We start from the raw sequence: 14,314 nt of genomic DNA, 5'->3' as shown, positions 1-14,314 counted from the left end.
ATTCATGAGTTCATTGCCAAAGCCGAACGAAATTCATATCGAAGGGTTGAATAAGAGCTATGCACCTCAGGCTGCTGGGGATGTTCATTACATCATTCAGGACGTAAACCTGGTGGTCAGGGGGGGCGAGTTCTTTGTTCTACTGGGGCCAAGCGGCTGCGGAAAATCGACCCTCCTCAGCTTGATCGCGGGCTTTGTGTCGAAAACCTCCGGCCAAGTCAAGGTGGGTGAAATGGAAGTGGAACGGCCCGGACAGGATCGGGCGGTCGTATTCCAGCAGGCGGATTCTTCTTTGTTCCCTTGGCTGACAGTAAGGGAGAATGTGGAGTTCGGTCTGCGGATGAAACGGATTCCCGCTGCCCTCCGGAAGGAAGTATCGGACCGCTTCATTTCGCTCGTAGGGCTTAAGGGACATGAGTACAAGTTCCCGCGGGAGCTATCTGGAGGCATGAAGCAGAGGGTTCAACTGGCGAGAGTGCTCTCGAACGATCCGGCCATTCTACTGATGGATGAACCGTTCGGAGCACTGGATGCGATGACCCGCCGCACGATGCAGAAGGAGCTGGTGAACATTTGGCGGGATACCGACAAAACTGTGATTTTTGTGACGCATGATATTCAGGAGGCGTTGTTGCTCGGGGGGCGCATCGGTATTATGTCGGCTGGGCCCGCCTCCCAAATTACGCATATTTATGATGTGCCGCTTGGCTATCCCCGGGATATGAGCGCAGCGGAATTTCACGATCTTTATAATCAGATTCAATCGCATTTTGACGAATAAATGCAGGAAGCGGGGGAAGCAACATGAGCGGAAAGTTAAAGAAAGTTTGGCGGCAGTTTTGCTTTTGGATTGTGATCCTCGGCCTTTGGCAATTGTTATCGCTAGTGTACGGTCCGGAAATTCTTCCGGGGCCTCTATATACAGCGCAGGGTGGCTATGAGCTGCTGGTGGACGGGACGCTGCTGCAATATATCGGAATTAGCGCATACCGTGTTCTGCTGGGCTGGACACTGGGCAGCCTGATCGCCGTCCCTGCGGGCATCATCACTGGGAAAGTGAATCCGGTCCGGGTATTTGCGGAGCCATTTCTCAATTTTATCCGGTTCATTCCACCCATTGCTTTTATCACCTTATTTCTGGTCTGGTTTGGCATTGGGGAGACGTCGAAGGTCATGCTGATCATGTACGCTACGTTTTTTATCGTTATTCTCAACACACTGACTGGCGTCTTATCCGTTGAGGAGGATAAAATCCGCTCCGCCCGTAGCATGGGCGCTTCGGAATGGCAAATCGTCTTTCATGTAATCATCCCGGCCACGGTTCCATATATCTTTACGGGCATTCGCCTGGCAATGGGTACGTCGTTTATGGCGATTATCGGCGCCGAAATGATCGCTTCCAATGAGGGAGTAGGGTATTTAATTTGGAATTCGCGGCTGTTCTTCCGCACCGATTGGATTTTTGTCGGGCTCATATGCTTGGGATTCATGGGCTTTCTGACGGATCGTGCAGTTGCACTGCTCGGCCGAAAATTGCTGTCCCGTTACGGCGTTGTTAGTACGAGTTCGCTGAGGCGCTAATAAATTGCTTAATGCAAAAACAGACGGCGCATTAGCCGTCTGTTCTGCTTGAGAGGTTGCTGCGAACTATGATTTCAAAATAAATTCAATAGATTTTTAGTTTACATAATAAATATTATGTCACATTCCATTATTCTTAGATTTTTGTCTCATCATTTTTAAAGGTCAGAACAAACGCTTTAGTATAGCCAGGGTAATTTGTATCCAGCTCAATAATACCACCGTTTAGTTTCACGAGCTTTTCCACAATCGCCAATCCAAGTCCCGTTCCGCCTTTTGAACGTGATTCGTCTCCCATGATAAAAGGTTTGAACAAATTTTCCTTAATTTGAGCGGAGATCGGAGTTCCATCATCAGCAATGATAATATTAAACCCTCCGGTTACTTCTAATTTTACTAATAAATTTGTGCCCGGTGGATTATGGGTTATGGCATTGGTTAATAGATTATTCATTATTCTTGAAAATTCTAACTTATCTATACTGTATAGGTGACTCTGCTTAGGAGTTTCGATATCTAATTTAAAATTCCTTTTTTCAAAATCCGTGTACAGGGAGGCAACAGATAATCTGATTAGTTCGGCTATATCTTCAGAGTTCTTGTTTGTAGAAGGCACAATTGAATCTAATCTCGTATACTCTAACATTAAATCCAATAGATCGTTAATTTGCTTCGATTTCAACATGATTGTTGTCAGATGTTTCTTAGAACTTTGTTCATTTACGATAAGGCCGGATGACAATGCTTGAGAATAGCCTACAATAGATGTAATGGGCGTTTTCAAGTCATGAGCAATATTGGCAAACAAATGTGACCGTTCCTCTTCAAAACCAGCCTTCTCTATTTCTGCTTTTTGTAGCTTATCCACCATATAATTAAAACTTTCTTTGATTTCTGAAAATTCATTTTCTGCTTCGAAAGTTAATCGTGTACTTAAATCTCCTTGCATGATTTGTCTTAATCCGTAGGTGACTTTATCCAGAGGAATTGAAATCCGTTTACTCACCATTTTGCTGAATTTTTTGAAAGCGAAATAAATAATAAGAACTTGTACAATGAAATATGCAAAAATAACGATAGAGGAAATAGTAGGGTTAGTCACTCCGTTAACCTCAACTTTAAAAGTCAGCCCCAGTGCGTTTTCAGGGAAATGAATCCTAATCAGATTGAGGAAAGAAGTTAAAGACATCATAATCAAAGAAAATGAGACAAGGACCAACAGCAAAGCGATGACAAAGTACCTCATTAAGAAATTTTGCAGGCTTTTAGTTTTCATTCAACTTCTCCAAACGGTAACCTAGACCACGAATGGTTGTAATGTAGGGTTGATCGCTCCCTAATTTTGAACGGATTTTGCTAATACATACCATAATGCTATTGTCTTCTACAATCAATCCTTGATCCCAGCCAGCTTCCCATATTTGTTGCTTAGTAAAAACTCTTCCGGGCGATTCCATAAAGAGTTTTAAAACCCTGAATTCTGTGGAGGTCAAAGGGATTCTATCGTTGTCCTTATAAAGGACACATTCAATGAGGTCAAGCTCTATGCTGCCATACGGAATGATATCCTTATCTTTAACATCTGGATCAGCGTTTATATGATTCGTACGCCTTAAATTTGCATGAATACGGGCGATTAGTTCCAGGGGATTAAAAGGTTTTTCGATATAATCGTCTGCGCCTAACTGCAAACCAAGAATTTTATCGGCCACTTCAATCTTAGCGGTTAAAAATATGACCGGGGTAGTACTCATTTTTCTTAACTCTTTAATAAACTGAAATCCATTCATCTCAGGCATCATCACATCCAACAAAATAATATCAACCGATTCCGAGTTAAAAAGATGATACGCTTGTTGTCCATTATTTGCGCTCAACACCCCAAAATGTTCAGCCTCAAGATACACGGTAATTAACTCAATAATATCAGGATCATCATCTACAATGAGTACAGTAGGATTGTTCATTAGCTGCTCCTTTTCAAAGTGGAATTCCAGCCGAAGGGGAGTAGCCCCGCGACTGGAATGAACTTTTACTTATTCCGTTGACACGTTTCCGTTTTCTATAAATCGATGGGTGTCTTTAGAGAACTGGTCTGCTGTCTTGCCTATATAAAGCATATGTCCGGATTCATAATTTCTGTAAAAGACTCGATCTTTAGGTACGGTCGACTCGTCCAGAGCATTCTTGGCGGATGCTGGTGTAGTCACCAAATCATAGTAACCCGATGCAACGAAGACCTTTAAATCGGCATTTCTTCGCATAGCAGAGGATAATTCATTCGCGTAACCTTGACTTGGAATCTTACCTTTACGGGTTGTATCCCATGCAAAGTTTAAATCTTGCCATACAATTGAATTATAAGGAGTATCCATACTCACTTTCAATTCATCTTTTTGCATCTGGTGGAACGCAGCCGTGAAAGCTGGTGTATATTGTCCCATTGCGGCATCATCTGCTACGGGTTCATAGCCATCGCCATTGGAAGGAAGGGTATACCTGCTATCATAAAGACCAATATGTGAGCCTTCTTTGGCGAGCATCTGTTTGGAGAAAGCGGCAGAAGTTACTGCGATGCTGTCCTTGAAACTTTGTTCAGGAAGGCCTGTATATTTGGAAAGCTGGCTGACAATCTCTTTGCGTTCTTTGGAGCCAAGCTGTTTGTTTGCTTCCTTTACAATTGCTGGATGATAGACTTCTTTGGCGAATTTGAAGGCTTGCTTGTCCAGTTCCTCGAGTGACATATTCTGGAACCCTGATTTGTTATGATACCAGGCCGTCGCTGCGATACTTGGTAATGATAAAGCTGTCTCTAGTTCCTTATCTGGATTGGTTCCACCCAGAGTTGTGCCAAGTAGGATGATCCCGTTTACGCTGATCCCTCTAAATACACCCCCTGCAGTCGTTGGGCCACCCATTAATGCATTAGGGAGAATAGAAGCTCTGACCGAGCCATAGCTCTCACCAACCAAATATTTGGGCGAGTTCCACCGGCCGTGTTCTGTGAGCCATTGATCAATAAATTGTGCAAAGGCTTCCGCATCTTGATCAATACCGAAGAAATCTTTGTTTTCCCCAACCCCCACGGCCCGGCTATATCCTGTACCCACAGGGTCTATAAATACAAGATCAGCTACATCTAGTAGGCTGTTGTTATTGTCTTTGATATTAAAAGGAGGCGTTACCTTAGGATTCACATCATTACTGAGCACTACTTTGCGAGGACCAATGATACCCATGTGTAACCATAATGAAGAAGAGCCTGGCCCGCCATTGAATACGAACGCAACGGGACGATTAGAGTCATTTCCCTTTTTAATATAGGAGTAACTGAACATGGAAGCGGTGAGTTCGCCTTTCAAGTTATACAGATAAGTCTCGCCTGCAGTGACCTGATATGCGATTTTTACTCCATTAATAGTCACTTCATGATCCGTTACAAAACGGGTTGGATCCGTCAAGTTATATTTTGTATACGAAGGGACGTTAGAGATTGAAACAGTCTGCACGTTTTTAGCCATCACATTATAGGGTAGACTTGATCCCGCTATTAATGTAGCAGCAACAACACCTGCGATTAGCAATTTATGTCCTTTTTTTCTCGTGTTCATTTATACCATTCCTTTTCGTTTGTTATGTCTATATCCTAATAGCGGTTCCTTTCTTGAAAAATTGTTTTACCTTAACATAACCTTATTTTTTTGTGAAAAGGAGGGTACTGAGGATAGAGGATCGCCATTAAGTTTACATAACTATTATTATGTTACTATACTTGTATCCTCACTGTGTAGGCGTATAAGCGTATACATATTGAATTTTTGTAATTCATAAAGTTGAACCTTAAAGTGCTTCGATAATATAAAATAGAAAAATTGCTCGTAAATCAAGCCTCTAGGTGAGATAAACCGAAAGATTGCTTCATTGTTATATGATGGTCTTATAAAGTGTGTGAGGAGTGATTGGATTGATACAAATAGTCAAACTGGAGAATATTGAAGCAGGGCTGGTTTGAAATCCACATGGCAAAACGATCATGCTACCTGTCGCTAAGAAGACGGTCACCGGTGAAGAGGCGGAAAATTTGAAATTGTGGGGAGTTGACCCGGAACTAGGACAGCGTTTGGTTCATGGACTTGCAGATCAGTTTCAGGTTCTATTTTTCGATTATGAAGGTCATTTGTTCTCGCATCCAAACCCCGAAGGCTTGACGGCGGAACAAGTCGTTCCGAAACTCGTTTTTGCCGGGGAACAAGATACGATCGTGTATGGCGAAAAATTCGGGAGCGTCAAGGTCGATATCATTGGTTTACTGGAAAAGAACAAGCAACATTTAATAAATATGGGGTGGGACGTTGAAATCCTGAAGGGAAGAGACGTGGATCATACAAAAGCCATGCAGCCAGCCGCTGTATTGCCCCTTATAAAACCTTGGTTCATTGCTAAACTACTAGGCGATAATAATGGTTATTGATACTGACGGTAAGAAAAAAGGGATGGAGCAGGGGATAACCACTGATCCATCCCTTTTTCGCCTCTTACGGCTCAATTCCCCATACAAGCTGACCGTTCATATACCCGGTAACTTGTTCATTGTTTACGAACTGACTGCTGGAAGCCTTAAACGAATAATCGTTGGCTTGGTTGTAATTGGACCAGTCGGTTTTGGAGAACCGAGCTTGAATTTCTGCGCTCTGGCCGGGATTAAGCGTTCCAGCTGAGCTCGTAAAGCTAATCTCCAGATAATAATCGGCTCCGGCAACCGGAGTCGCGAGTTTAACGAAATTGCTGGTTACATTCGCACCCCCGATGTTGGCCCAGTCGCACCAAAAGCTTTGTGCTTTTTCCCCGTCAATTGTGTAGTAATAGCGAAGTTTAACATTACTCAGCTGAATCGCCGAATTACCGGTGTTGACCACTTTGAATTTGGGTGAAATTCCGTTGGTTGAGGCACTCGTGTTGCCGTTAAAGGCTTGGATCGTCAAGTCTCCTGCAGGTGCAGGAACACTACTGTCCACTACATTTACTGTAAGAACAGCATTATTTCCGCCGTTGAAATGAAAGGTTATCGTATTTTGACCCAGCGGAAGCGTGGAAAGATAGGATTTGTTCAGAACGACAGCGGCGCTTGATGCCGTATAATGCTGGCCCGATTGAAGAGTAACATTTCCGTTCGTTATGCTAGTGAGCTGGCGACCGTTTAAGGTAAGGGCTACAGAAATATCCTGCTGCAGATTCGCCGCTTTATCAAATGCCGCATTCACAGGCGAAATCGCAGCGCCTGGTGTTGAATCGACAATTTTGACTTTTAATACAGGGTCTTGACCTTGATTAAAATCAAAGACGATCGAATGCTCACCAACCGGCTGTCCGGCCAGAAATGACTTTTTCAGCAGCAGCGTACTTCCGCTCAAGGTATAATCCTGATTCACGGTCAGCACATTGGCGCCTGCTCGTAGAGCGGTTAGCGTATTGTCGTTAAAATTCACGGTTATGGTTTTGTCGCTTTGATTAGGCGCATACTTGTCAAATTCGATGTTTGCAGGTGTGATGGATGCGTTTGGGGTTGGGTTGTTAACCTTTAAATCGGGAAGTTCATCCAACGTGATTACATAATTACTTTGATAAAGTGTTTTTAGCGTGGCGGGATAATTAAAGGCTGAACTCATGAGATGCTCGCCATACCAAGGGCAGAAGTAGAGCCATCCCGATTTTTCCTCAGTCAGATTTTTCAGACTTGGGACGGTGTCGTTCTCCGTCATGGCCACCATTTTCGTGCCACCGGTTAAATCTACAAGCTGATAGAAAATCGAGGTAATGGCATCCTCATTCGGTACGCCGGACAAACCGTCATAGCGGTTGTAGATTGTATTATATTTATCATAGCCGACAATATCCACCTGGTCGCCGCCGGGATACCATGCGGGAGAAGTGCTATACACGTAGCTGTTGTAGGTCCAGATCAAGTTGTGTAAGCCGTACGTCTCTGTAAGCTCGGTATAGAGCAGATCCCACAGCTGCTTATACACCTCCGCGCCAGCCGAAGCCCACCAGAACCACGCGCCTTCTCCATTCAACCCGCCGTTGCCCTCCGCCTCATGATAGGGACGGAAAATAACCGGTACATTGTTATCTTGCAGAATCTGCAGCTGTTCCGCCAAATCTGCAATAGTCATCATCACGTATTGATATTCTTTAGTACCGGGAACTACCGCCTTGGCAGTATTGAAATTGGTTTCTGTCGGCTTGTAGGTAGCTTCCTTCCAATCCACAAACTCCCCGAGCTGATAGGCGGTGAAATTTCGGGGGACATTGATATGCCAGCTAGCTGTCGCGATCCCGCCCCGGTTATTCACCCAATCGATGACCCGATCCGTTGTGCCATCCTCCCAGCCGTACAACGGATTATAGTTCATAAAATCGAACCCGCGGATTGCCGGATACTTTCCGGATAAATTATAGATCCAGTCAAACTCCAATTCATAATTGCCGTCATTTCCGCCGCCATAAATCTCCTGTTGGCCGGAAATGATATGATTGCCGTATACCTCAGTTAAATAATTCATCAAAATTTGAGTTTCCGGTGTGGCCCGGGGATCAGTGAGAACAGGCTGTACATTCAAGGGATCAAGATCGGCATAATCCACCGTGAAGGTGTCAAAATAAGCGAATCCCCAGCCGGCCTTCAGTTCAATGGTATTGCTTCCTTGGTTCAGCTTATGAAAGCCAAAATCGAAATTCGACCACTGGGTCGTGTAGGGCAGCATATACGAACCCTTGGTAACGCCGTTAACTGTTAAATATTGAAGTCTGCCGTCAGGACTGAGCTCCTGCATATAGCGGGTGGAGATCGCATACATGCCGGTTTCCGGGACTGTTACCGTAAAGGATATTGTGCCGGAATTCTGCATCCAGACAAATCCGCTCCCAGAGAAGCCGGGCTTGGGTTGTCCGTAAATTTGAGTCACTACTTGAAGATCGGAGGTGAGCTGTGCATTTTCGCTTTCAATTGTGAAAAGTGGGGTGTTTGCATGAACGGGCGCTGTCATCAATCCAAGGAGAAGAGTAAATGCCAGCAACATTGCGCTTGCTCTTTTAAGCAAATTTGTCATGTCATTTCTTCCTTTCCGTGTAAAATATGAAAAACAATTGTACAATCTATCAATTCATGGATGCGCTTTCATAGTAGCATATGTACCAATTTATGTAAATGTGGATTAATTAAAAACACGATCAATCGAACCTTGTGACCTTGTTGCCAATTATTACATAACGTATAATCTCATTATGTGACCATGCGTTCACAGTAAGTAAAAGAACAAATTCAAAAAGATGAGGAAAGCACCCAATGAGAAAATGGCTTGTATGCACGTTAGCTATCATGCTAAGTTTAACTGCGTCTATTCCCGCTAGCTACGCATCTTCTAAAGTTCGAGTATCCGTGGATGGACGTGATGTACAATTTCCGGACGAGAACCCATATGTCGATCAGAGATCCAACCTTACGATGGTTCCACTTGCCTTTGTATCCGACAAGCTCGGAGCTGCTACGAAATGGGACGGAAAATTAAAACAAATCACGATTTCGCTTAACCGTGACACTGTTATTTTGGTGATTGGCAATCAACATGCGCTGGTGAATGGAACAAGAGTAGACTTTGAAGGGGCGGCAGTACTCAAAAACGGCCGTACGATGGTTCCGCTACGTTTTATAAGTGAAGCCCTGCATGCAAATGTGGAGTGGCAGCCCACGCACAAACTGGTGAGCATTATGAGCTCGGTAGCCAATGTACCGAAAGGAACATGGATATGGGAAAGTCACATCATCAAGGAGGATCAAGCGAAAGTTATAAGCTCCGTAAAAATGAAGGGTGTAACATCTATTTACCTTCAGGTGGATCGGGATATCGATTCAGCGATATATGAGGACTTTATTCGAAAAGCTAGAAGCGAAGGAATTCTAGTAGAAGCACTTGAAGGGCGTCCCGAATGGGTCTATGAGTCTGGGCAGGAGGATATTCGAAAATTCATCGAATGGGTTAAAACTTATAATACCTCTGTTGGCCCGGACTCAAGCTTTACTGGACTGCATTTCGATATTGAACCTTATGCGCTTAATGAATGGACAAAGGGCAACAAGGTGATTCTTGAGAGCTGGATGGACAATTTGAGACTGATCGAAAAAGAAACCAAAGGCAGCGGTTTGAAAATTACAATGGATGTTCCGTATTGGCTAAATACGGTTCATGTCCCCGGGAAGACTTACAGTATGAGCGCATGGCTGCTGGAGAAGTTCGATTGCCTCGTCATCATGAATTATCGGAATCATGCGTTAGGCAATAATGGAATTGTAGAAAATGCGCAGGCCATGCTGATAGAAGCCTCCACGCTCAAGAAGGAAATTGTTGTTGCAGTAGAAACGCTTAAAAGCAAAGAGGGGCCGCGGGTCTCATTCTATTCCATGAGCAATGAAGTGATGGAACAGGAACTTCAGTCCGCCCATAATAAATTGGTACGCTACGCGAGTTATGCCGGCTTTGCCATTCACGACTTTAAAGGCTGGCAGGATATGAAATAAGAAACTTGGGTAGGTACTCAATAAATATTTTCCCAAGAATACGATCTATATGGAGAAGGTGTGACATAAAGAGAAGTGTCCTCTTTAACAAATGTGATATATGCTTCACCTTTCTCTGTAGACGATACCCATTTGTATTCTTCTCGGAGAGTACCTTTACCTGATAATACTCCAGGACCACCAAATATTTTAACTACTTCATCATAGGTCATGCCTTCTTTAATAGCAGCAGTACTTTCTGCTGTAACATCTGGGTAGCTTAAAATGGGGAGATCCTTTCCCTTATATATCATCATATTTAGATAATTTGTTCTAATGGGCCCTGATATTATAATTTCATTGAAGCCATCACGGAAAGCTTCTGGGGCTCCAAATAAGTCAACACTAGGTTTTTTAGCAAAAAGATAATCAAGATCGATGGAGTTGAAATGATCCGCATCAAGAGCTAGGAATTTTTCATAATTGACCGTAGGCTTACCAAAATCTTTCACCTTACGCAATTCTTTATCATAAACATCCTTTTCAAAATCAGAAGGAATGAAGTTCACGCCTAAACTAGAAATATATATATCTTTGTTTGGGTAATCCCAGCGGACATCGATACCAAGCAATTCACCTGCAAATCTTAAGGGAACAACAGTTCTTCCATTAATAATCTGACTAGGTACATCTGATTGAACATGAAGTACATCTTTTTTACTATTTTCATACAAATAAGAGCTGGAAGTTTTAGTAGCCGTTTTTTGTCCAACTGGCAGGGTAACAGTGTAGTTCATGTTTTCGAAAGAGTAAGCTATAGTAACAACTTTCTTTTTCGGATCCCATTTTACATCATTACCTAAATATTCAGATATAAATCGAAGCGGCACAAGAGTGAAGCCATTCTTTATGATAGGTTTTTGATCCAATACTACTTCTTTAGTATTTACAAACACTTTAGTAGCCCCATTAGCACTAACAGATGTAGAAATTAGAGTTGTCGTAATGAAAGCTATTAACACAAAATATAATCTTTTAAACATTGTTCTCTTCCCCTATGTCTGAAATATGAGTATTAATAAATTATATCAATTATCAGTTAATTAACCAAATTAAGTGAATTTATCTATTTCTAAAAAGAAGCGATTCTGTAAGGATTGACGGGCAGGGGTTGAAAAAAACAAGAAACTGTGTATAATTTGAAAGAAATTAAATAAATCAAACGTTATCTAGGGTTCCGCGACTTTATGTTGGCTGGTCCGAGAGATGACTCACAACTTATTCGTTGTGCCACGGAGGGATAAAAGCCTGGGAGATAAACTGTTGACAAACAGTTTGTTCACTCAGGCTTTTTTATATTTTTGCTGCATTTGATAAATGCTATATGTGGCGTAATTCTAAGGAGGAGGGTTAAAGCAATGAACAAAACATGGTTGTCTGTTATTATCGCTGCGGTATTTGAGGTGGGATGGGTCATTGGATTGAAACATGCCAGCGGAATTTTAGAATGGGGGGCAACAGTAATTGCCATTATCGTAAGCTTCACTTTGATGATCAGGGCTTCTCGATTCCTGCCTGTGGGCACGGTATATGCTGTTTTCGTTGGCTTAGGTACAGCAGGTACTGTTCTTGCGGAAATTATTTTATTTAGTGCTCCTGTTCAAACGGAAAAGGTGGTGCTCATTGCAGTGCTGTTATTGGGTGTTATTGGGCTGAAAATGTTAAGCAAAGATAAGAAGAAGGAGGTGGCTTAACAGATGGACTGGATTTTTCTTGTATTAGCAGGGCTATTTGAAATGTTCGGCGTCTTGATGATTAATAAGTTGAATAAAGATCGAAATGCAATATCAGTGCTCTTATTGGTTACAGGCTTTGGATTAAGCTTTTTGTTCTTGTCTTTGGCAATGAGTACCTTGCCGATGGGAACGGCTTATGCTGTATGGACAGGAATCGGGGCATCTGGAGGAGCGATTCTCGGAATGATCTTTTATGGTGAACCAAGGAATTTCTTGCGTATTTTATTTATTGCCATGGTGCTTGGGTCTGCTGTTGGTTTGAAGCTAGTCAGCTGATTTGGAATATGTAGAGCAGGACTGGAAATATGTAAAAAATGGAAATAATCGAATTTACTAATCTTTTATCAGGAGGGTCAATATTTTGACTATAACAACTAAAAAATGCACGAGTGAAGACCTAGAATTACTTCAAGAAATTAGTATTGAAACCTTTAATGAGACATTTAAAAATCAAAATTCGCCTGAAAATATGAAAGCTTACTTGGAAAGAGCATTTAACTTACAACAATTGAAAAAAGAACTGTCTAATATCTCTTCAGAATTCTATTTCATTTATTCTGAGGAGGAAATTGCCGGGTATTTAAAGGTTAATACCAATGATGCACAATCTGAAATGATGGGCAATGATTCCCTTGAAATCGAAAGAATTTATATTAAAAACAATTTTCAAAAAAGCGGTCTTGGTAAGTACTTGTTAAACAAAGCTTTGGAAGTTGCAATAGAGCATAGCAAAAAGAAAATCTGGTTAGGCGTATGGGAACAAAACGAAAATGCTATCGCGTTTTATGAGAAAATGGGTTTTGTTAAAACGGGATCGCATTCTTTTTACATGGGTGATGAAAAACAAACGGACTTTATCATGGCCAAAACACTCATATAAACATTTCTCAAGATCCTTCAAACGGATTCGATGTCTATAATTATGGACTTCAAATGCTCCCTGACCGATTGATTCAGTGGTAGTAAGGGAAGAGGGAGACTGGGACTTGAAATCAAGCCCTTGATTTCTGCTGCTGCAGAAACAACGCGAAGGCTTCCATGCTGGCGAAATAACGCCCATATCATATCAAGCTGTGCAGAGAGTCGATCTGCTTCGTCAGCATAACCGTCCAGGGCCAGTCGTGTCATTCTCAGGCACGTCTTTGGAAATAAGCCACCCAGGACGGAGTACCAAGCTTCAATTAATATTCCAGCAGACGTCCATTATCGTTCCATTGACCGTACATTTTGTTTTCTCTCGTGTTTGTTATGAATTTGTCTAATCTGCTCTTAAATAATTCCGGCTGATTCTTATAGCTTTGTATCGTGTCAATGCGAACTCTTTTATAAAGATCCGGAAATGCCATGAAATTCTCATATACTTTCCTTTCTTCTTTTAGCCTTTGCTCTATATCTTTATCAATTTTAAAAGAATGGTGTTCCATATCAGGAAGAACTCGTCTTCCTTCGTCTCTCATTAGCCCTAACTTTTCGAGGCGCCGGACACGTTCTTTATTTAATTCAGTCCATGAACTTTTTTTACTTCTAGGAGATAGTCTCTGAGCCAGCTCCGTATCAGAAGTTTTCTTCTTGACGCCATCGATCCATCCAAAGCATAAAGCTTCTTCGACCGCGTCTAAATATAACAACACATCGGGGAGGGGGGTCATACTAACCAAGACCCAGCAACACTTTTCAGTCTTACCATTGTTCTGCAGCCAATTCCTTAAATCTTCTCTTGATTTTACTGGAATTAAATTTTCCATCTCCATAGATAAGATATATCACCTTTCCCACATATATTTCCGTATTGTACCTCTGCTACAAAAGGAATATTAAAAAAATGGCCTTAAATTGCAAGACCACTTTTTTAATGAGTTACTGTTTGTTAGAAATCACTTGATCAAGGAACTTATCTGCGTCACTATTAAATTTCCAAACAACACCAAACTTATCTGCCAACATTCCGAAGCAGGAAGACCAAGGCATTTCTGATAACGGCATGATAACATAACCACCTACAGACAAATTAGAAAAGTAATTTTCCAGTGTCTGTTTATCATCAATAACGATACTAATCAGTATATTGTTTCCTTTAACCAACTCGCCGGTTACACTCTTCATCGAAGGGAGAATATCCGACATCATGATTTTCCCGCCTGCGAATTCGATTGAAGACTCCATGATCATATTTAATTCATTTTCTGGCAATGGAAAGTTTGGATCTTGCGGAAAATCGCTGAATTTTACCTTTTTTACCTCGTTTGCATTGAATGCCTCCGAATAAAATTCTATCGCTTGTTCTGCGATTCCATCAAAATTTAAATATGCAATAGCTGACATAAAGTTATACCTCCTTCTTGTGATAATTGAAGTATAATTTATAGGCGGTGACATACGTGTG

Annotated in this window: 15 protein-coding genes and 1 riboswitch; of the genes, 7 read left to right on the top strand and 8 right to left on the bottom strand. The window is 42.0% G+C overall.

Annotated features, from left to right (window positions below; translation table 11 throughout):
- The first annotated feature begins 4 nt into the window (after nucleotides 1-4).
- Together ACYUJT_RS19825 and ACYUJT_RS19820 are read left to right on the top strand one after the other, a co-directional pair.
- Complete coding sequence (locus ACYUJT_RS19825; RefSeq protein WP_460325469.1) at nucleotides 5-781, top strand: ABC transporter ATP-binding protein; 777 nt, start codon at nucleotides 5-7, stop codon at nucleotides 779-781.
- A 23-nt stretch (nucleotides 782-804) separates the two neighbouring features.
- Nucleotides 805-1,581, top strand: coding sequence for an ABC transporter permease (locus ACYUJT_RS19820; RefSeq protein WP_460325467.1), 777 nt, complete (start codon nucleotides 805-807; stop codon nucleotides 1,579-1,581).
- A 136-nt stretch (nucleotides 1,582-1,717) separates the two neighbouring features.
- Here the strand turns inward: ACYUJT_RS19820 and ACYUJT_RS19815 are convergent, their stop codons facing one another.
- The 3 genes from ACYUJT_RS19815 to ACYUJT_RS19805 all read right to left on the bottom strand — a co-directional run bounded on the left by ACYUJT_RS19815 (nucleotide 1,718) and on the right by ACYUJT_RS19805 (nucleotide 5,192).
- Nucleotides 1,718-2,857: a HAMP domain-containing sensor histidine kinase gene (locus ACYUJT_RS19815; protein ID WP_460325465.1), complete on the bottom strand. Its 1,140-nt coding sequence runs from the start codon at nucleotides 2,855-2,857 to the stop codon at nucleotides 1,718-1,720.
- The gene (locus ACYUJT_RS19810) at nucleotides 2,847-3,548 is read right to left on the bottom strand and encodes a response regulator transcription factor (protein WP_460325463.1); all 702 of its coding nucleotides are present in this window, start codon (nucleotides 3,546-3,548) and stop codon (nucleotides 2,847-2,849) included. Before ACYUJT_RS19810 ends, ACYUJT_RS19815 begins: the two co-directional genes overlap by 11 nt.
- A 69-nt stretch (nucleotides 3,549-3,617) precedes the next feature.
- A complete protein-coding gene (locus ACYUJT_RS19805) occupies nucleotides 3,618-5,192 on the bottom strand; it encodes a S10 family peptidase (RefSeq protein ID WP_460325461.1) in 1,575 nt (524 codons plus the stop codon).
- Nucleotides 5,193-5,614: 422 nt separating this feature from the next.
- Between ACYUJT_RS19805 and ACYUJT_RS19800 the strand changes: the two genes are divergently transcribed.
- Entirely contained in the window at nucleotides 5,615-6,052 is a 438-nt protein-coding gene (locus tag ACYUJT_RS19800; RefSeq protein ID WP_460325459.1) for a hypothetical protein, read from the top strand.
- Between the two features lie 64 nt (nucleotides 6,053-6,116).
- Here the strand turns inward: ACYUJT_RS19800 and ACYUJT_RS19795 are convergent, their stop codons facing one another.
- The gene (locus ACYUJT_RS19795; RefSeq protein ID WP_460325457.1) at nucleotides 6,117-8,690 is read right to left on the bottom strand and encodes a glycosyl hydrolase; all 2,574 of its coding nucleotides are present in this window, start codon (nucleotides 8,688-8,690) and stop codon (nucleotides 6,117-6,119) included.
- Between the two features lie 236 nt (nucleotides 8,691-8,926).
- Here ACYUJT_RS19795 and ACYUJT_RS19790 point away from each other — a divergent pair, with 236 nt between their 5' ends.
- Nucleotides 8,927-10,156, top strand: coding sequence for a copper amine oxidase N-terminal domain-containing protein (locus ACYUJT_RS19790; protein WP_460325455.1), 1,230 nt, complete (start codon nucleotides 8,927-8,929; stop codon nucleotides 10,154-10,156).
- Nucleotides 10,157-10,173: 17 nt separating this feature from the next.
- On the opposite strand, the gene ACYUJT_RS19785 is transcribed toward ACYUJT_RS19790, so the two are convergent.
- A complete protein-coding gene (locus ACYUJT_RS19785) occupies nucleotides 10,174-11,178 on the bottom strand; it encodes a copper amine oxidase N-terminal domain-containing protein (protein ID WP_460325453.1) in 1,005 nt (334 codons plus the stop codon).
- A 175-nt stretch (nucleotides 11,179-11,353) separates the two neighbouring features.
- A riboswitch (guanidine-I (ykkC/yxkD leader) is annotated at nucleotides 11,354-11,452 on the top strand.
- A gap of 101 nt (nucleotides 11,453-11,553) precedes the next feature.
- Here ACYUJT_RS19785 and ACYUJT_RS19780 point away from each other — a divergent pair.
- From ACYUJT_RS19780 to ACYUJT_RS19770, 3 genes are all read left to right on the top strand, one after another.
- The gene (locus ACYUJT_RS19780) at nucleotides 11,554-11,889 is read left to right on the top strand and encodes a DMT family transporter (protein WP_460325451.1); all 336 of its coding nucleotides are present in this window, start codon (nucleotides 11,554-11,556) and stop codon (nucleotides 11,887-11,889) included.
- Between the two features lie 3 nt (nucleotides 11,890-11,892).
- A complete protein-coding gene (locus tag ACYUJT_RS19775) occupies nucleotides 11,893-12,207 on the top strand; it encodes a DMT family transporter (protein ID WP_460325449.1) in 315 nt (104 codons plus the stop codon).
- An 85-nt stretch (nucleotides 12,208-12,292) separates the two neighbouring features.
- A complete protein-coding gene (locus tag ACYUJT_RS19770) occupies nucleotides 12,293-12,811 on the top strand; it encodes a GNAT family N-acetyltransferase (protein WP_460325447.1) in 519 nt (172 codons plus the stop codon).
- Between the two features lie 17 nt (nucleotides 12,812-12,828).
- On the opposite strand, the gene ACYUJT_RS19765 is transcribed toward ACYUJT_RS19770, so the two are convergent.
- From ACYUJT_RS19765 to ACYUJT_RS19755, 3 genes are all read right to left on the bottom strand, one after another.
- Complete coding sequence (locus tag ACYUJT_RS19765; protein ID WP_460325819.1) at nucleotides 12,829-13,092, bottom strand: hypothetical protein; 264 nt, start codon at nucleotides 13,090-13,092, stop codon at nucleotides 12,829-12,831.
- 20 nt (nucleotides 13,093-13,112) lie between these two features.
- On the bottom strand, nucleotides 13,113-13,682 hold the full coding sequence (locus ACYUJT_RS19760; RefSeq protein WP_460325445.1) for a YdeI/OmpD-associated family protein: 570 nt from the start codon (nucleotides 13,680-13,682) through the stop codon (nucleotides 13,113-13,115).
- 106 nt (nucleotides 13,683-13,788) lie between these two features.
- Nucleotides 13,789-14,253 (bottom strand): VOC family protein, encoded by a 465-nt coding sequence (locus ACYUJT_RS19755; protein WP_460325443.1) that lies wholly within the window; start codon nucleotides 14,251-14,253, stop codon nucleotides 13,789-13,791.
- Nucleotides 14,254-14,314: the final 61 nt, after the last annotated feature.

Source organism: Paenibacillus sp. YSY-4.3 (assembly GCF_054767475.1).
The sequence above is the reverse complement of the archived record's forward strand: the minus strand, read 5'-3'. Positions and strand labels throughout refer to the sequence as shown.